The organism is Burkholderia glumae LMG 2196 = ATCC 33617, from assembly GCF_000960995.1.
GTDB classification, from domain to species: Bacteria; Pseudomonadota; Gammaproteobacteria; order Burkholderiales; family Burkholderiaceae; genus Burkholderia; species Burkholderia glumae.
The window spans coordinates 616,008-633,578 of the sequence record NZ_CP009434.1; the positions used below are offsets into that span (position 1 = coordinate 616,008).

The following is a 17,571-nucleotide window of genomic DNA, read 5'->3' on the forward strand; positions in this document are numbered from 1 at the left end:
GTGGCATGCGGCTCCGGGTTGCCGCGACACGCCAGCCGACACGATACGGCTCGAACTGCTGGCCGGGCCCGGCGCCTTCGCCGGCCTTTTGCCGGCCTTTTGCCGGCCGTCGGGCCCGGCAAGCAGCGCGGTTTATCACGGTGAAAAAATCGCGCCTCTTTTGAGGCGCGGTCCGGTTGGCTATAGTGAGGTGGTTTGCCGGCGCATCCGCCGCCGCGCTTTTCCCACCTTCGCGCCGGGCCCCTTGCGCCCGCGCCAGGGTTCCCCGGAGCCACGATGACCGACACCCGCCACACCGAACTCGCCGACCTCGCCGGCGACACCTCCGAGCTGCTCGAGATCCGCCACCATCTGCATCGCCACCCCGAACTCGCGTTCGAGGAGGTGGCCACGGCCGCGCTGGTCGCCGAGCGGCTCGAGAGCTGGGGCTGGCAGGTCACGCGCGGAGTGGGCGAGACGGGCGTGGTCGGCACGCTGACGGTGGACGGCGGCACGCGCCGGATCGGCATCCGCGCCGACATGGACGCCTTGCCGATCGGCGAGGAAACCGGCCTGCCCTACGCGAGCGCGACACCCGGCAAGATGCATGCGTGCGGCCACGACGGCCACACCGCCATGCTGCTCGGCGCGGCGCGTCAGCTCGCGCGCACGCGGCGCTTCTCGGGCACGGTCCACCTTTATTTCCAGCCGGCCGAGGAAAAGGGCGTGGACAGCGGCGCGCAGCGCATGATCGCCGACGGCCTGTTCGAGCGCTTTCCGTGCGACGCGGTGTTCGGCATGCACAACCACCCGGGCGCGGAGCCGGGCAAGCTGCTGTTCCGGCGCGGCCCGTTCATGGCGGCGGGCGACCGCGTCTGGATCGAGATCGAGGGCGTGGGCGGCCACGCGGCGCGCCCGCACCTGACGGTGGACGTGGTGGTGGTGGCGGCCAGCATCGTGATGGCGCGGCAGACCGTGGTCTCGCGCAACCTCGACCCCGCGCAGCAGGCGGTGGTGACGATCGGCTCGATCCACGCGGGCAGTGCGAACAACGTGATTCCGGAGCGCGCGCAACTCGCGCTGAGCGTGCGCTCGTTCAGCGAGGCGGTCCGCGCGCAACTGAAGCGCCGCATCATCGAGATCGCGCAAGGCCAGGCAGCCAGCTACGGCGCCAAGGCCCACGTCGAATACACCGAGGGCTACCCGGTGGTGGTCAATTCGGACGCCGAAACCGATTTTGCCGCGCAGGTGGCCAAGGAACTGGTGGGCGAGCACAACGTGCTCGAGCAGATCGATCCGTTGATGGGCAGCGAGGATTTCGCCTACATGCTGCAGCAGCGTCCCGGCTCGTTCGTGCGAATCGGCAACGGCGTGGGCGAGGACGGCTGCATGGTCCACAATCCGCACTACGATTTCAACGATCACAACCTGCCGATCGGCGCCGCGTTCTGGGCGCGGCTGGTGGAGCGCTATCTGTCGCGCTGACGGTCCGGCGCGTGGCGGCCCCGATTCGGCACCCGGACGGCTTCGCTCCAAGCTCGGGGGCTGGCGCGCGGCAATCGTTGCGCACGCATCGATTGCCGCGCCGTGCCATGGCCTTGCCGCCGCGTCGCGCTAGAATCGTCGGCTTCACCGCCATTCGCCGAGCCCGACGATGATCACGATTCGCCCGATGACCGACGCCGACTTCGACCGCTTCTGGCCGATCTTCCAGACGATCGCCGCCGCGCAGGAAAGCTACGCCTACGAGCCGGCGCTCACCAAGGAGGCTGCCCGCGCGCTCTGGATCGACCTGCCGTCGTACACGTTTCTGGCCGAGGAGGCGGGCGAGCTGCTCGGCTCCTACTACCTGAAGCCGAATGCCGCCGGCCCCGGCGCCCACGTCTGCAACTGCGGCTACATGGTGGCGCCGGCCGCGCGCGGCAAGGGCGTGGCGCGGCGCATGTGCGAGCATTCGCTGCGCAAGGCGCGCGAGGCGGGCTTCCTCGCGATGCAGTTCAACTCGGTGGTGTCCACCAACGAGGTGGCCGTGGCGCTGTGGAAGAAGATGGGTTTCGCGGTGGTAGGCACGCTGCCGCGCGCCTATCGCCACCGCACGCTCGGGTATGTCGACTGCTTCGTGATGTACCGCTGGCTCGGCGAGCCGGCCGCCGCCTGAACGCCGTCGCGGCTCAGGCGCTCAGGCGGTCGGCGTCCCGATCGGCGCATAAGCGCCGGTGCCTTCCGGCCAGGGCGTCAGCACCTCGAAGCCGTCGTCGGTCACCACCACCATGTGCTCCCACTGCGCGGACAGCGAGCGATCCTTCGTGACCACCGTCCAGCCGTCGGCGAGCTGCTTGGTCTCGGGCTTGCCCGCGTTGAGCATCGGCTCGATCGTGAAGATCATGCCGGGCACCAGCTTCATGCCGAGGCCGGGGCGGCCATAGTGCAGCACCTGCGGCTCGTCGTGGTAGACGGTGCCGATGCCGTGCCCGCAGTATTCGCGCACCACGCTGTAGCCGGCCTGATGCGCGACGCTCTGGATCGCGTGGCCCACGTCGCCGAGCGTCGCGCCGGGCCGCACCGCGAGGATGCCGGCACGCATCGCGTCGTAGGTGGTGTCCACCAGGCGCTTGGCCTGCGCGTCGGGCTCGCCCACGAAGTACATGCGGCTGGTGTCGCCGAACCAGCCGTCCTTGATCACGGCCACGTCGATATTGATGATGTCGCCGTGCTCCAGCACGTGCCCGGACGGGATGCCGTGGCAGACCACGTGGTTCACCGATGCGCAGATCGTCTTCGGGAAGCCGTGGTAGCCGATGTTCGCGGGGGTGGCGTGCTGCACGCCGACGATGAACTCGCGGCACAGCGTGTCGAGCTCGTCGGTGGTGACGCCGGGCTTGACGTGTTCGCCGATCATGCGCAGCACGTCGGCCGCGAGCTTGCCCGCCTCGCGCGCCTGCGCGATCTCCGCCTGCGAGCGCAGCGTGACTTTCTGGGCGCGCGCCATCATGCGACCTTCGACAGCGGGGCGTGGTCGTGATCGGCCGGTGCGCCGGCCTCGGCGCGCAGCAGCAGCTGGCAGATGTCGCCATAGGCCAGCGTCGGGTTCAGCTCGGCCAGCATGCCCACGCGCAGCCAGTGTTCGGCCTGCGCGTTGATCGAGCGGCTCAGCGCGCCGCTGGTGCGGCGCAGCGAGTCGTGCATCGACTCGGAGATTTTGATGATTCCCATATCGCCCCATATATACGAAATGTAGCTAATTCGCATAATAGCAGGAAATGCCGGCGTGGCGGTTGTCTCCTGGAACGGGCGCCCGGATTCTCGCCAAGCTGCCCGAATTGCCGGACGGCGCCGCGAGAGGAACATGCCGCGATTGGGCCTTGGGTCCAGGCCGATCGCAAGCACCCAGCTGTTGTTTCTCAGAATAGATGGCCGAATTCTCACAAAGTTGTCCGTGAGGACGTTTGTGAGAACCGCGGTCATCCTCGGTGCTGTCTCCTCTGTTGATGTGAAAGTCTCTACGAACTAGCAGCTCAAGGGGCCGAGGGTAACGCGTTTACTCCGCCAGTATCTTCTGATGCGACTAGTACAAATGCCCGGCATAGCCGGGCTTTTTTGGGATGACGTTCGGTCGCACTGCGGCTTAGGTGGCCTCCCGAAGGGTAACGGTCGATCCAATGTCTGACTACGCGATATATCAAATGTCAGAAACTGGTCGGATGCCGACTCACGTTTTTCATGTCGCTTGGCGCTGCCTCGTGCCCGCCGCAACCGGCGGCACGCGACCCAAAGGCGAAATTCGCATGATCGATCTCGACGCTCAAAACCGGACTTTCGAAACGGAGGGAATTTGGGAATTTAACGGTTGGCGCCGATCCTTCTGTGCGCGCGCTGGCGGCACTCTGCATCGAAAAGGACTCTGCGCTCCAAGCGGCGGCAGGCCCGTATGCTCAGGCTCGCATGCGCATGACGTGAGCTGTCCTGACGAGATCGACCAAGCGCATTCCCGGGCCTTCCCTGCCGACCCACGAAACCACCACTGTGACATCATTGGCGGAGCAGGCCGTTTGATCACTCCGCCAGACCCCATGTTTCCACGGGCTCTCGCTGGGACTTGCGTTTTAGGACAGACTACGTAGTCAAGTGTTATAAATAGCGCAGTGTGACATCGTAGGCACTCGCATCCCATGGCTGACTCGCTTACTTGCCTGCTCCAGACCCTCCGACCATGCTTGAGCACGGAGCTTGTCGCCGCTTTGGTCAAGGAAGGTGTGGCGCCTGCGACGGCCCGGCAGCGCGTCTCGCGCTCGACGGAGATCAAGAAGCTCGCCCACCTTGTGTTCCCTCGAGGGGCGCGCTTCGTCTACCTGCAGAGCGACTACGCCTCGCCGGAGTTCTGGCACGAGCTCGTCAAGCGCCTTCTACAGCACAGCGCGTCGTACGGCGGCGGTCTTGCCGCCCTCATGGCCCGTGGCGGCGTCATGCCGGTCAGGCACTTTCTTATCGTGTGTGGCGCCCCCATCGCCCAGAAGGGCCACATCCCGGCCCAAGGCGTCCTTGACCGCCTCAAGAGTGCTCAATTGGTGACGTGCTTCGACGCCCCGGGGATCGGTGAATGCATCGAGCTGGCTCAGACTGTCGAGGCAACGCCGTGGGAGCTCAACCGTCTGCGCGCACGCCTGAACACAGAGGCTGTGCTACTCAGCGCCGTCAAGGACTGGGCCCGGAACCTGGCGCTCGTGAGCTACAACACCGTGGCACTCCGTGCCACGGACGGTGGTCAGCCGCGGGTGGGCACCTTCAACTGGGATCTGACCGGCGCCTCCTACCTTGGCCCGCTCACGCAGTGGGACAAGGCCGCCAACAAGAAAAAGCCTGGCTATCTCGTCTGCGACGTGCTGCTCGGGGTCAACGTCGCCGCACACGAGCTCCAGCCGTTCATCAATAAATGCACCTCGCTGCGGGCGCTTGCGAAGGTGGGCCGCTGCATGCAGGTCTTTGTAGCGGATGGCTACACGCCGGAGGCCTTCGCGCTTGCGAGGGAGAGCGGTGTCGTTCCGGCGACCACGACGAGCCTGTTTGGGCTCGAGGTCGCCAAGGCTCTTCGAGAGCTGACCGACATCCTCAAGGACGCATACCTGCGCCCGGACTCGTTCGATAGGGTCGCGGCTGTCTTCGACAAGCTCAGCCACATCGAGGGCGCTGCCACCAACCTGCGAGGCGCTCTATTCGAGTACATCGTCGCTGACCTCGTGCGTCAGCGTGACCCGCACACGTCGATCGACCTCAACGAGATTCTCAAGGATGACGCCGGCGGCCAGGCCGAGGTCGACGTTCTGGTCTATCACGCCAACCAGTCCGTCCGATTCATCGAGTGCAAGGGCTACAAGCCCGGCGGCACCGTCCCTGACGAGATGGTCGAGGTCTGGCTAAAAGAGCGTATCCCAGTGATGCGACGTTCACCTCAGGCCACTTGGCAGTGGCGCGAGTGCAGGCAAGTCTTCGAGTACTGGACCAGCGGCGTACTGTCGGAGCGGGCCCGTGGGCTAATCGCGGACGAAGCGGCGCGCGTGAGGCGCTACGACTTTCGGGTTGTCGAAGGTGACGAACTGGGGCGCTTGGTTGCTAGTACTAACAGTACCGCCCTCAAGAAGACGTTCCGCCAGCATTTCCAGGCACACCCCCTGAGTGAGATCGAACGCGTCGCCAAGCGGCCGCCTCGGCGTCTGGCCATTCCGCCCTCGTCCCGACTCTCGACCCGCAACCCGTCGGATTTCGAAATCACGACGCCGTTGCTCGGCGCACCGACGGCAGAAGATGACGCGCCCGACGACGTCGTCGACAGCTCCAATTCCTAGTCGCGGACGCCGACCCTCTAGCGACATCTCGAATGCCAATCAACTATCTCGCCGAATTTCCGATCCCCGCGCGCCTACTTCCGGCCAAGCTTCGGGCCCTTCTACGTCCAATCTGTTGATTTCCACCGAGTCTTAACCCACCGATTTCATCTAAATCTGACCCACCCCGAGACAGCGTAGTACATCTATTCCGGTGTGGATAACTCTTCGTTACCCGCTGGTTTTGCCGCTCTTTTTCTTGTTGTCTTTGCCTTGGCAGAACTGGTCCTGAAGCGCCACGATTCATTGCCCGTTTCGACGATGTGGCAGTGATGGGTGACGCGGTCCAGCAGCGCCGTCGTCATCTTTGCGTCCCCGAACACGCTCGCCCACTCGCCGAAGCTGAGATTGGTCGTGATCGCGACGCTCGTGTGCTCGTATAGCTTTGAGAGCAGATGGAACAGCAATGCACCGCCGGTCTGGCTGAACGGCAGATAGCCCAGTTCGTCGAGGATCACCAGGTCGACGTACATCAGCTTGTGGGCGATCTGGCCTTGTTTTCCGATGGACTTCTCCTGCTCCAAGGCGTTGGTCAGCTCGACAGTCGAGAAGTAGCGCACGCGCTTGCCGTGGCGCTGTACGGCTTCGATTCCGATCGCTGAGGCGAGGTGCGTCTTGCCGGTGCCCGGACCACCGATGAACACGACGTTGTGCGCGCTTGCGAGGAACGACAGCTCGCTCAGTTCGCGCACCAGCGCTTCGTCGACGTGTGCCTGCGCGAAGTCGAAGCCCTTCAGGTCGCGGTGTGCCGGGAAGCGAGCGGCGGTCATCTGGTAGGCGATCGAGCGCACCTGCCGTTCGGCGGTTTCAGCCATCAGCAGCTGCTTCATGAAGCGCTCCGGGTTGAACTCCGTGTGACGCGACTGCGCCAGCAGCTCCGGCCACGTGCTCGCCATGCCATGCAGTTTGAGCCCCTTGAGCTGGGCGGCGATGTCGTTAGACATGACGGTCCTCCGGTGGGTTGGCACGCAGGGTTTCGTAGCGGCTCACGTCGGCGGCCGGCTCTTCGGTAAGCTGGAGTTTCGTCGTCGCGAGGTTGGTGCTCGTGGTGGGTGCCTTCAACCGGCTCAGCACGTTCAGAACGTGCTCTGCGCTGGGGCGTCCTGAATCCAGCGCAGCCTGTACGGCGAGCAGCACCGCATCGAGCCCGTGTTCGCGCACCGCAGCGAGCACCTGCGTCATGACGCGATCGCCGCCCGGGTGTTTCAGCAGATGCCGCTGCAGCAGTTGCAGCGGCTGCGGCATCGTGATGAACGGTGCGCCGTTGCGCAGTGCGCCGGGTTTGCGTTCGACCAGCGTGACGTAGTGGCGCCAATCGTAGAAGGTCATGTGCCGCTCGAAGCTGCGTTCGTGGCGTGCGATCTCCTGGGCGTTGGCGACGACGCTGAGATATGCCGGATAGCAGCGCACGCTCACCAACTGGTTCGTGTACTCGGTGGGCACGCTGTAGCGGTTGCGCTGGAAGTGAATCAGACTGGTCGACGAGACTCGCAGGGTCTGCTCGATGTAGCCGTCGAACGGCCGTGGATTGGGCATCAGCCTGATGCGCTCGTCCTGCAGCACGTCCTCGACTGTCAGCTCGGGCCACTGCGGGTGCCGCATCTGCCAGGCCTCACGACACTGACCAGCGACCCATTCGTTTAGGATCTCCAGCGTTTCCCAGCGCCGTAGCGCTGCTTCGTGCCAGATCTGACGTCGCCGGTCCTGAACGTTCTTCTCGACGATGCCTTTCTCCCAGCCGGCGGCACGGTTGCAGAACTCTGGCTCGAACAGGTAGTGACTGCACATTGCTTCGAAGCGCGCGTTGACCGCGCGCTCCTTGCCGCGGCCGACCTTGTCCACGGCGGTCTTCATGTTGTCGTAGATGCCGCGCCGGGGCACGCCGCCGAACGCGGCGAATGCGCGCGCGTGTGCGTCGAACAGCATCTCGTGACTCTGGGTGGGATAGGCGACCAGCCAGAACGCCCGGCTGGAGTTAAGTTTGACGTGGGCGACCTCCAAGCGTCGCCGCAGCCCGCCAACAAACGCATATTCGCAGCTCCAGTCAAACTGGAAGGCTTCGCCGGGTTCGAAGGCGAGCGGCACGAAGGCCTTCCTGCGAGGCGCCTCAGCCTGCTCCTCGTGCCAACGCCTCACGAATGCGCTCACGCGGCCATAACTGCCGGCGTAACCCTCGGCGCGGATCGCCTCGAACATGAACCGGGCGGTGCGCCGGTCACGCTTTGGGCGATGACTGTCGGCACGCAGCCAACCTGTCAGCTGTGCGGCCCAGTCGTCGATGACGCTCGGGCTGACGCGCTTCGGATACTTCGGCTCGACGGCATCAGTCTGCCGCAGCCAGCGGCGCACCGTGTTTCGGGACAGGCCCGTACGCCGCGCAATCTCGCGCAGCGGGACCTTCTCGCGGAAATACATCCGCCTGATCTTGGCCAATATGCCCACCGTGATCACCTTTGTATCCCCTGCTCAAAGATTGAGCAGGGCATTCAATCACGTGGGTCAAAATTCGATGAAAATTTTCAGCTCTAGTGGGTCAGTTCTGTGCGGACATCAACAGGCGATTGAGCGACTGGCAAAAGGCTGGTGTATGGGACCAACTGCACGAGTTGCTTCTCGACAAGTTGCGTGCGGCCGGCCAAATCGACCTGTCATACGCTGCGGTCGATTCGTCGTCCGTGCGCGCCGTTGGGGCGGGCGAAAAACTGGCCCGAACCCCACCGATCGCGCGCGACCCGGTTCCAAGCACCACGTCCTCGTAGACGCCAACGGCGTTCCTCTCGTTGCGATCCTGACTGGCGCGAACACCAACGACGTCACGCAGTTGCTGCCGCTCGTTGATGCGATTCCACCCATTCGCGGCGTTCGTGGCCGACCGCTTCAGAAGCCCGGCGTCGTCTACGCCGATCGCGGCTACGATTCCACCCGACATCGTCGCGCGTTGCGCGAACGCGGTATCAAGCCCGTGATCGCCAAGCGCCGGACCGAGCATGGCAGTGGTCTGGGCAAGTATCGTTGGGTGGTCGAACGTACGCATTCCTGGCTCCACAATTTCCGTCGCCTACGCACTCGCTTCGAGCGACGTGCCTACATTCACGAAGCATTCCTCAAACTTGGCTGCTCGATCATCTGTTGGAACATCTTCAGACGAGCTGAGCAGGGTTTTTGAACTGGCCTCTTAGAGGCCAGTTCAAAAACTCCCGAGAGGGGCTGTTTACTTCCTCGGCAAGCTGTTAACCTTGGGCATCAGAACAACGGAAGTCCAAGGATGGAAGCGCCAATCATTGACGACGAACTGTGGATACTGATCGAACCATTGCTGCCACCTGCGAAGCTTCGAGCGAAGAGCGATCCTGGTCGCCCGCGCGTGTCCGACCGTGCGGCTCTCAACGGCATCCTGTTCGTGTTCAAAACGGGAATTCGTTGGAACCACTTGCCGACTCGTCTGGGCTTTGGCTCGGGCGCCACATGCTGGCGGCGATTGAGCGACTGGCAAAAGGCTGGTGTATGGGACCAACTGCACGAGTTGCTACTCGACAAGTTGCGTGCGGCCGGCCAAATCGATCTGTCATACGCTGCGGTCGATTCGTCGTCCGTGCGCGCCGTTGGGGCGGGCGAAAAACTGGCCCGAACCCCACCGATCGCGCGCGACCCGGTTCCAAGCACCACGTCCTCGTAGACGCCAACGGCGTTCCTCTCGTTGCGATCCTGACTGGCGCGAACACCAACGACGTCACGCAGTTGCTGCCGCTCGTTGATGCGATTCCACCCATTCGCGGCGTTCGTGGCCGACCGCTTCAGAAGCCCGGCGTCGTCTACGCCGATCGTGGCTACGATTCCACCCGACATCGTCGCGCGTTGCGCGAACGCGGTATCAAGCCCGTGATCGCCAAGCGCCGGACCGAGCATGGCAGTGGTCTGGGCAAGTATCGTTGGGTAGTCGAACGTACGCATTCCTGGCTCCACAATTTCCGGCGCCTACGCACTCGCTTCGAGCGACGTGCCTACATTCACGAAGCATTCCTCAAACTTGGCTGCTCGATCATCTGTTGGAACATCTTCAGACGAGCTGAGCAGGGTTTTTGAACGTACGCGGTCTTTTAACGACGCCCCTCAGCGGTTGAGGCCAGCAGACATTCTCCAAGGCATGAGATCGGCGTAGTCGTCGGCGGTTGCAGCGAGCGGCAACCTGGTGAACAGCCAGACCAGATAGCGATACGGCTCGATGCCGTTCGCCTTGCACGTCTCGACGAGGGAGTACAGGTTGGCACTGGCCTGCGCACCGGCGACCGTATCAGAGAACAGCCAGCCCTTGCGGCCGACGACGAACGGCCTTATCGCGTTCTCGCACAGGTTGTTCGAGATCGGCCAGTTGCCGTTCTCGACGTAGCGGACCAGCTTGGGCCACTGTCCGTTCATGTACTGCAATGCCTTGCCGAGCAAACTCGACGGCACGACGCCCGGCAGATGCTCGATTAGCATGCGCTCGATGATGACGAGCACGCGGGCGCTGTACCGGGCGCGCAGCCGTCGCCGACGTTCAGACTCCCACTTCGCACTGCGCGCCTCGGCCGCGAACAGCTTGCCGATCAGTGCCACGAAGCGTGTGGCCAGCAGATCCGGTGAGCGTGCCGCCTTCGGCACCGACTCCTCGGCCTTGATGAAGCCGCGGCGCACGTGTGCCCAGCATCCGAGATGCACGAGCTGGTGATCGTGGGCGATGCCGTTATAGAGCTCGTAGCCATCCGTCATCAGCGCAGTGCCGGGCTGTACACCGGCATACAGCTTCTGCGCATGTTGAGCACCGCGCCCGGGCGAGTAGGAGAACATCCGCACGGACGGCCCCGAGCCGTTGACCTGCGCCCACAGGTAACTCTTCGTCTGCGGCCTTCGTCCTGGTTCCTTCAGCACCTGGAACGTGGTTTCGTCGCCGTAGATCAAGTTCGATTCGAGCAGCGCGTCGCGCATCAGGTTGATCACCGGCTGCGTGGCCAGACCTACCCGCACCACGCTGGCGGCCAGCGTATTCGACGAGATGTCACCGCCGAAGCGACGCAGCAGTGTGGCCTGACGATACAGCGGCATGCCGTACTGATACTTGCCGGTGATGATCCACGCCAGCGCGGATTCCGTGAGCAGCCCGCGCGGAATGATGCGCGTCGGCGCCAGCGTGACCTTGATGCCGAGATCGCAGCATGGGCACGCGTACTTGACCCGCTGGTGCTGAACGACGCGCACTTGCTCGGGAATCACGTCGAGCTGTTCGCTCGTTTCCACGCCGATCTCGACGAGGGCCTGGCCGTCATGGGCGCAGAACCGTTCGGACTCGGGCAGCTCGTGCCGCACGACCTCGCGCGGCAGATTCGGATCGAGTGGTTTGCGCCCGCGCTTGCCTCGCGTGTGGGCCGCGACCGATGTACCGGGCATATCCTCGCGCGCGGGCGCGTCGGCAGTCGTCGCCAGCGCCTCGGCTTCGTTGAACAGGCCGAGCTGGTCGGCATGGCGCGCCTCGCTCGAGGCGCCGAACAGTTCGTGCTTGTAGGCCCGCAGTTTCTCTTCGGCCAGATCGCGCTGAGCCGTCACGAGCCGAAGCTCACCGCGCAGCGCATCGCGTTCGGCGAGCAGTGCCTGGTATTGCTCAACACTCGGCATGACGGGGCTGTTCGGCATGGCCAATTAGACCACGCCACCTGCGTGGTGTTCAGCTCATCCGCGCGTAATATCGCTGGGGATGCTTCTGGATCACGGCCAGGTCGATGCCGTCGAGCAGCCAGTGCAACTGCTCGGTGCTGATCGTGATCGTGTCGCCACCGTTCGGCCAGACGAAGCGGTCGGCTTCGAGTCGCTTGAGCAGTAACCAGAAACCGTTGCCGCCCCAGCCGAGGATCTTGACTCGATCACGACGGCGGTTGCCGAAGACGAACAGCGCCGAGGTCATTGAGTTCAGGCGCATCGCCTGTTCGACCAGGATCGACAGCCCGTTGATGCCCATGCGGAAGTCGACCGGATCGCGATGCAGGTAGACCTTCAGCCCTTCGTCGAACCGGAACACGGCAGCCTCCCGAGCATCTGGACGAGCATCGTCAGTTCATCGAAGTTCGCCTGGCTCAGCTCCAAGGAAACGCCGTTTGGTAAGTGCACCTTCAGCGAGGACACCGCAGCCGATTTAGAGTCGCTAACACAAGTCATCCACGAATCTGGAGCAGATGACGGCGGCAGCCAGGACAAGCAGAGCGGTATGAATATCGAGGCGTCGTTCGAAGCGAATTCGAAGCTTGCCGAATCCGGCGAACCAGGCATGCGTACGCTCGACGACCCAACGATGCCTGCCCAGCCGTTCGCTGCTTTCGATACCGCGGCGTGCAATACGAGCCTTGATGCCGCGCTGTCTCAGATAACGTCGACAACGCCCGAAGTCATACCCTTTGTCAGCGTGCAGTTTGCTCGGGCGCTTGCGTGGCGGACCGTTCAGCCCGGGTACCGCAGGAATGGCATCGAGCGTGGACTCGAATGCCATCGAATCGTGGCGGTTGGCTCCCGTGATCGTGACGGCCAGAGGAATGCCGCGTGCATCTACGACGATGTGTCGCTTCGATCCGAGCTTGCCGCGGTCGGTCGGGTTGGGGCCGGTTTCCTGGCCCCCCGGGGGCTGGAGACGCTGGCTCCATCGAGGCTGGCGCGTTCCCAATCGATCTGGTCGTGCTCACGCAGCCGACGCAGCATCGCCAGATGCAGCCGGCGCCATACACCGGCCGCTTGCCAGTCTCGCAGACGTCGCCAACACGTCATGCCACTGCCGAAGCCCAGTTCTTGCGGGAGGTCTTCCCACGGGATACCGGTTTGCAGCACATATAGGATGCCGTTGAGCGCAGCTCGGTCATCGACCGTGCGCCGCCGTCCGCCCTTGGGCGATGGGGTGAATTCCGGAATCAGCGGTTCCAGCTCCACCCACAACTCGTTGCTGATTTTGCGTCTTGCCATATCGCAGACGATACGACTTCTGCTACGTCATGTCTAGGTTATGTTAGCGGCTCTTAGCCGGAGTGGGGGCAGCCGCAGAGGTGACGACCTGCATGAAGGCTGATTCCTCAGGCACGGAAGCCGTCGACAACTCGACGCGAGCCTCTCGTGACGGCTCCGCCGCGGAGCTGGCTATCTCGCCCGCGGCTTGTTCGCGCTGATACTTGGAAATCCACGTCCGAACGAGGTTCGGATTGATGTCGTGCTCCATGGCCGTCCGCGCGATCGACACCCCTGGCTTCAGACACGCCTGTATCAACTCGCGCTTCGCATCCTCGTCGTACTTGCGCCGTCCGTCTCGCTTGCGATCGGCCACCAACCGGCTCTGCAAACCTCCGTGTTGCTCGTTCATGCACACCTGTCCACGCTCATTGAACATGGACACGTAGCCTCGGTGAATCAGCCTCGTCGTGCAATGGCGTCCTTCAAAGAGCGCTTACTTTTGAACTGGCCTCTAACGGCTTCGACATCGTTCATCGCGACCAGGACAAAGAGGTTGCGTATCGTCAAATCAGCTGGACTTATACGCAGCGCCACGGCGACCGTGAGGTCGAGGTGACCGAGGTCAAGGATGTTCCGTACTACCGTTATCCGCGTACGAACGTTCCGCCGTACTCCATCGAGGTTGTTATCTCGGCCGACCCTGACGGTGCGCATTGCATCGTCGCCGGTCCGTTCAAACACACGGATGAACAGACCGTTGTTGCGACGAACACAGCCAATATGTTGTTCGAGCAGTTCGGCTCGTTCGAGGTGCTCGACACGTCGATGAGCCCGTCGGTCAAGGTGCCAGTGCGCCGCCTCAACTGGAAGCTTCTGCCGCCTGGCAAGAACCCGTGGAAATCCGCATGGTCGTCGCTCGAAACTGTCATCGACAAGAGCCGTGGCAAGAGCCGCGAGGTCGTTGCATCGCGCTTCAAGGAAGTGGGCAAGTACGCGCCGGAATTCGTCGCCATCGGTCTGGGTGGCTTTGACGATTACGTCGTGTTCGGTTTCCCGAGCAAGGGCCTGTGCATCCTGGAAAGCCGGTTCACGAACAACGCCACCTACATTCTCGCCCACGCGAACTGGGAAATCGTCTCGCAGTTGACGAAGGCGCAAATCCTGTCTGTGTCTGCGCATCAAGGGCGCCTGATTCACGACCGCAACTGGTTTGATGCCCTGGGCGCAGTGCTGGGAGCCCCACGGCAGACCCGGCGTAACGGAAACAAGCAGTAGGGGTGGCAGCGCGTCGCGGCCGTTCGTGCCGCGCTGCTCGAGCAAGATTTGGCAGATTGTCGAGGGAATGATGGCAGGGACGCGAACACACGAGGAGCAACAGAAGCTGCTGCTCGAAATCATCTGTAGAAGTTCAGACTTGATCTGACAGTAAGGCCTTGCCAAGAGGCGGGGTTACCCGTTTTGATAGAGGTGCGAATCTTCATCAAAACAGCGCGCAAGCGCCAAGGAGTAACCCCGTGAGTAGTCTCAACCAAAATGTCATCCGCCACAAGATCGGTCTGCTGAATCTGGCCGCCGAGCTGGGCAACGTGTCGAAAGCCTGCAAGGTGATGGGGCTGTCGCGCGATACGTTCTACCGCTATCAGAACGCCGTGGCCGAGGGCGGCGTCGATGCCCTGTTCGACAGCAATCGGCGCAAGCCGAATCCCAAGAATCGAGTCGATGAAGCGACGGAAATCGCCGTGCTGGCCTATGCCATCGAGCAGCCCGCCCACGGGCAGGTTCGGGTCAGCAACGAATTACGCCGGCGCGGCATTTTCGTGTCTGCATCCGGCGTTCGTTCGATCTGGCTGCGTCACGCGTTGTCGTCCTTCAAGCTGAGGCTCGTGGCGCTGGAGAAGCAGGTCGCTGAAAAAGGCATCGTGCTGAGCGAGGACCAGGTGGCCGCGCTGGAAAGAAAGCAGGACGACGATGTGGCTCATGGCGAAATCGAAACCGCTCATCCCGGCTATCTGGGCTCGCAGGACACGTTCTACGTGGGCACGATCAAGGGCGTAGGCCGGATTTACCAGCAGACCTTCGTCGACACCTACAGCAAAGTGGCGATGGCCAAGCTGTACACGACCAAGACACCGATCACGGCGGCCGATCTGCTCAATGACCGGGTGTTGCCGTTCTTCGAGGAGCACGGCATGGGTGTGATCCGCATGCTGACCGATCGAGGCACGGAGTATTGCGGCAAGCCGGAATCGCACGATTATCAGCTGTACCTGGCGCTGAACGACATCGAGCACACCAAAACCAAGGCGCGACATCCGCAGACCAATGGCATCTGCGAGCGGTTCCATAAAACCATCCTGCAGGAGTTTTATCAGGTCGCGTTCCGCCACAAGCTCTATCTGACGCTGGCGGAACTGCAGGTCGATCTCGATACTTGGCTGATGTACTACAACGGCGAGCGAACGCATCAAGGTAAGATGTGTTGTGGTCGCACGCCTTTGCAAACGCTCATCGCGGGCAAGGAGGTGTGGAAGGAGAAAGTGAGCCACCTGAATCTGATCTGACAGTCACGCACCGTCGGAACGGGTAACTGTCAGATCGGGTCGCGACTTCTACAAATCATCAAACGCTTTGACGGGTACATCAACGCGACGAACTCGAAAATCGCGGTCGTACTGTCGTGTTGCACGGCCTACATCGGTGGCCTCGGCTTCAAGCCCGTCGACCTTTCCGATAAGCGCGAGCACGACTGGGCCTGGTGGGGCTTGCTCGCAGTCTCGCTGCTTTCGGTGCTCTCGACATTGGTCGCAGGCCAGTACGCGTACCCCGCCGCGCGCTCAAGCTGCAAACGCCAGCCGCCCGCGCGCCATACGAGAAACCCTCTGCTATTTTTTTGCGATGTCGCCTCGCATGCCGGTGGCCGCGATGGCTACACAACTTACCTCGTGTCAATGACCGCGGAGGACGTGAATACAGACCTCTCGGCGCAGGCTTAAGTGCTCGCAACGATTGCAGCTTCGAAGTTTCGCCTGCTTGGCAGAGGTATCAACTGACTTGTCCGCGTGCAGTTGCCCTCGTTTGGCATTGTTCTGGTTATGTTGATTACCGTGCTCTCCAAGTGGACTCTCTCCAAGTTCGCCTTTCTTGAGTATAGATCGACGCGATAAGGCGATTGCGCTTTGAATGTCGCGATACATTGGATGTCTGCATAAATATCGCAATAATAGAGGGGTATATGAAATATTGGATTAATGCAGTAGGCGGGGTATTCCGACATCCGGGGGTGCGGCTTGTAGTTGTGCTTTTGGGGTTGACGTTGGCGACAAGGGTGGTCAGCTATGGTTGGGGAGCTAAGCTTATAGGAGCCTCCTTTTTCGGTTTCATGTTGTGGGGGCTATTTTTGGAGTGGCGGCGATTCCTGCCACCTTTTCGCAGGATGATGTTGAGGCGGGTAATGCGTATCATGAAAGCGCTACGGCCGCTGCGCAAGCTTCCTCCCGACGTCCCGGTCTTGTACGGAGCTGTCATGATGTACATGATTGCTCGTCTGATACTTACTACCCTGCACTGGATGCCCTGGATCGGTTCCACATACGAGATATTCTGCGTCGGTGTGGTGACATCGATTGCTGCTCTTCGGCATGCACATCTGATACTTTCCCGGATCGCGAAGTGGTCATGGGGAAAGGTGCTCGGCAAAACGTTATATGCGATGTCGACTGCGGTATGTTTGGCGATCGGAACATCGCAAGCAATACGTACGACGCGACTTTTGACACATGCAGATGCGAAGTACTTCCCGAGTTTTGTTGGTCTTCTGTCATCCTGGTATGTAGTCCTGAATTTTGTCCGATGCGCTGCAATTTTTCTGGCCGTGTGTGGCGCAATACTTATTTTGATCAACCTGCCGTCGCTCTTGTTGAGATCCGTGCGAGAGTGGTTAAAATTCATTCCGGAGGAGAAGACGGACAGGATATTCATTTGGTGGCGACGAGTGCGCTTCGGTCGCCGTGGTGACCCGGTGCTTCAAGGGCGCTACTTGCGAGACGTTATTGAACTGTTTACCCCGGCAGCATTACTCGGTATCGCTACGGTGATCGTCGCGGCGCCAGAATCGATATCAGACGCACAGGCTACGGGAATAATCCTTAACCAGACGCTATTTGCTATGGAGTACACCGCTGATGGCGGCTGCCCTGCGGTTGGCAACCGGCCGACTGTGCATCTTGATCGAGATTTTGTGTCGACTGGGGTGCTGGTAGGGGACCGGTTGATTACAACTAGGCAAGAGTGTCATGGTCCCGAGAAATCCAAGTAGCTACTCGAGCGTGATAAACAGCACGCCTTTGGCCGTGCCTGGGCGCTGGCATACCGTCACGATCCCGCAGGCCCGCGCGAACTGCCCGTTGCGCAACTGCGCGAGCTCGCGCGCCGGCAGCAGCTAGTCAGCTCGCAGGCGATCGTGCAGCAGCCCGAGCGGGTGCCGTCCGAGCGTGAAACCTATCGCGCGGTAGTTCGTCACGATCTCGCGTCCCTCCGAGGCCGCCGGCAGCACGGGCGACTACAGGCCGATCTCGATACTTGGCTTGCGTATTACAACGGCGAGCGAACCCATCAGGGTAAGATGTGCTGCGGTCGCACGCCTCTGCAGACGCTCATCGCGGGCAAGGAGGTTTGGCGTGAAAAGTGAGCCATCTGAATCTGATCTGACGGTCATGCACCGTCGGAACGGGTAACTGTCAGATCGGATCGCGAC

At 62.1% G+C, this 17,571-nt stretch carries 16 protein-coding genes and 4 pseudogenes; 10 read left to right on the forward strand and 10 right to left on the reverse strand.

Annotation, left to right across the window (positions count from 1 at the left end):
* Positions 1-276 precede the first annotated feature (276 nt).
* Positions 277-1,464, forward strand: coding sequence for a M20 aminoacylase family protein (locus tag KS03_RS03925; RefSeq protein WP_015878076.1), 1,188 nt, complete (start codon positions 277-279; stop codon positions 1,462-1,464).
* A 169-nt stretch (positions 1,465-1,633) separates the two neighbouring features.
* Positions 1,634-2,137 (forward strand): GNAT family N-acetyltransferase, encoded by a 504-nt coding sequence (locus KS03_RS03930; protein ID WP_015878075.1) that lies wholly within the window; start codon positions 1,634-1,636, stop codon positions 2,135-2,137.
* A gap of 21 nt (positions 2,138-2,158) precedes the next feature.
* Here the strand turns inward: KS03_RS03930 and map are convergent, their stop codons facing one another.
* Positions 2,159-2,968: a type I methionyl aminopeptidase gene (gene map / locus KS03_RS03935; RefSeq protein ID WP_035979370.1), complete on the reverse strand. Its 810-nt coding sequence runs from the start codon at positions 2,966-2,968 to the stop codon at positions 2,159-2,161.
* Positions 2,968-3,192 carry a ParD-like family protein gene (locus tag KS03_RS03940; RefSeq protein ID WP_015878073.1) on the reverse strand — a complete coding sequence of 75 codons (225 nt, stop codon included), beginning with the start codon at positions 3,190-3,192 and terminating at the stop codon, positions 2,968-2,970. The genes map and KS03_RS03940 overlap by 1 nt, the downstream gene beginning before the upstream one ends.
* Before the next feature lie 1,001 nt (positions 3,193-4,193).
* Between KS03_RS03940 and KS03_RS03945 the strand changes: the two genes are divergently transcribed.
* Positions 4,194-5,819: a hypothetical protein gene (locus KS03_RS03945; protein WP_230674575.1), complete on the forward strand. Its 1,626-nt coding sequence runs from the start codon at positions 4,194-4,196 to the stop codon at positions 5,817-5,819.
* A 185-nt stretch (positions 5,820-6,004) separates the two neighbouring features.
* On the opposite strand, the gene istB is transcribed toward KS03_RS03945, so the two are convergent.
* Positions 6,005-6,802, reverse strand: coding sequence for an IS21-like element helper ATPase IstB (gene istB / locus KS03_RS03950; protein ID WP_012732720.1), 798 nt, complete (start codon positions 6,800-6,802; stop codon positions 6,005-6,007).
* Positions 6,795-8,273 carry an IS21 family transposase gene (gene istA, locus KS03_RS03955; protein WP_217908314.1) on the reverse strand — a complete coding sequence of 493 codons (1,479 nt, stop codon included), beginning with the start codon at positions 8,271-8,273 and terminating at the stop codon, positions 6,795-6,797. Before istA ends, istB begins: the two co-directional genes overlap by 8 nt.
* Before the next feature lie 140 nt (positions 8,274-8,413).
* Here istA and KS03_RS29495 point away from each other — a divergent pair.
* Together KS03_RS29495 and KS03_RS29500 are read left to right on the forward strand one after the other, a co-directional pair.
* A pseudogene (locus KS03_RS29495) lies at positions 8,414-9,024 on the forward strand (IS5-like element ISBugl2 family transposase); the annotation flags it as partial.
* 99 nt (positions 9,025-9,123) lie between these two features.
* Positions 9,124-9,941 (forward strand): IS5-like element ISBugl2 family transposase gene (locus KS03_RS29500; protein WP_085962356.1). Its coding sequence is split into 2 segments (ribosomal slippage): positions 9,124-9,472 and positions 9,472-9,941, totalling 819 coding nucleotides; the frame shifts between segments, so codons are not numbered across the junction.
* A gap of 27 nt (positions 9,942-9,968) precedes the next feature.
* On the opposite strand, the gene tnpC is transcribed toward KS03_RS29500, so the two are convergent.
* From tnpC to KS03_RS28915, 5 genes and pseudogenes are all read right to left on the reverse strand, one after another.
* Complete coding sequence (gene tnpC, locus KS03_RS03965) at positions 9,969-11,525, reverse strand: IS66 family transposase (RefSeq protein WP_012732752.1); 1,557 nt, start codon at positions 11,523-11,525, stop codon at positions 9,969-9,971.
* 31 nt (positions 11,526-11,556) lie between these two features.
* Positions 11,557-11,907 (reverse strand): IS66 family insertion sequence element accessory protein TnpB, encoded by a 351-nt coding sequence (gene tnpB / locus KS03_RS03970; protein WP_012732753.1) that lies wholly within the window; start codon positions 11,905-11,907, stop codon positions 11,557-11,559.
* Complete coding sequence (locus KS03_RS32615; protein ID WP_411800376.1) at positions 11,883-12,011, reverse strand: hypothetical protein; 129 nt, start codon at positions 12,009-12,011, stop codon at positions 11,883-11,885. The genes tnpB and KS03_RS32615 overlap by 25 nt, the downstream gene beginning before the upstream one ends.
* 19 nt (positions 12,012-12,030) lie before the next feature.
* A pseudogene (locus KS03_RS29510) lies at positions 12,031-12,836 on the reverse strand (IS5 family transposase).
* A gap of 43 nt (positions 12,837-12,879) precedes the next feature.
* Positions 12,880-13,227, reverse strand: coding sequence for a transposase (locus tag KS03_RS28915; RefSeq protein ID WP_133164453.1), 348 nt, complete (start codon positions 13,225-13,227; stop codon positions 12,880-12,882).
* Between the two features lie 203 nt (positions 13,228-13,430).
* Between KS03_RS28915 and KS03_RS03980 the strand changes: the two genes are divergently transcribed.
* The 4 genes from KS03_RS03980 to KS03_RS30950 all read left to right on the forward strand — a co-directional run bounded on the left by KS03_RS03980 (position 13,431) and on the right by KS03_RS30950 (position 17,133).
* Positions 13,431-14,093: a hypothetical protein gene (locus tag KS03_RS03980; protein WP_174484816.1), complete on the forward strand. Its 663-nt coding sequence runs from the start codon at positions 13,431-13,433 to the stop codon at positions 14,091-14,093.
* Between the two features lie 239 nt (positions 14,094-14,332).
* A complete protein-coding gene (locus KS03_RS03985) occupies positions 14,333-15,379 on the forward strand; it encodes an IS481 family transposase (protein WP_015877383.1) in 1,047 nt (348 codons plus the stop codon).
* Positions 15,380-15,436: 57 nt separating this feature from the next.
* Positions 15,437-15,811, forward strand: a complete 375-nt coding sequence (locus KS03_RS33485) for a Pycsar system effector family protein (RefSeq protein ID WP_479686257.1) — start codon at positions 15,437-15,439, stop codon at positions 15,809-15,811.
* A 530-nt stretch (positions 15,812-16,341) separates the two neighbouring features.
* On the forward strand, positions 16,342-17,133 hold the full coding sequence (locus tag KS03_RS30950) for a hypothetical protein (RefSeq protein ID WP_127913884.1): 792 nt from the start codon (positions 16,342-16,344) through the stop codon (positions 17,131-17,133).
* Positions 17,134-17,136: 3 nt separating this feature from the next.
* Here KS03_RS30950 and KS03_RS32620 read toward each other — a convergent pair.
* Positions 17,137-17,373: pseudogene (locus KS03_RS32620) on the reverse strand (hypothetical protein); the annotation flags it as partial.
* 3 nt (positions 17,374-17,376) lie between these two features.
* Between KS03_RS32620 and KS03_RS30955 the strand changes: the two are divergent.
* Positions 17,377-17,525: pseudogene (locus KS03_RS30955) on the forward strand (IS481 family transposase); the annotation flags it as partial.
* Positions 17,526-17,571: the final 46 nt, after the last annotated feature.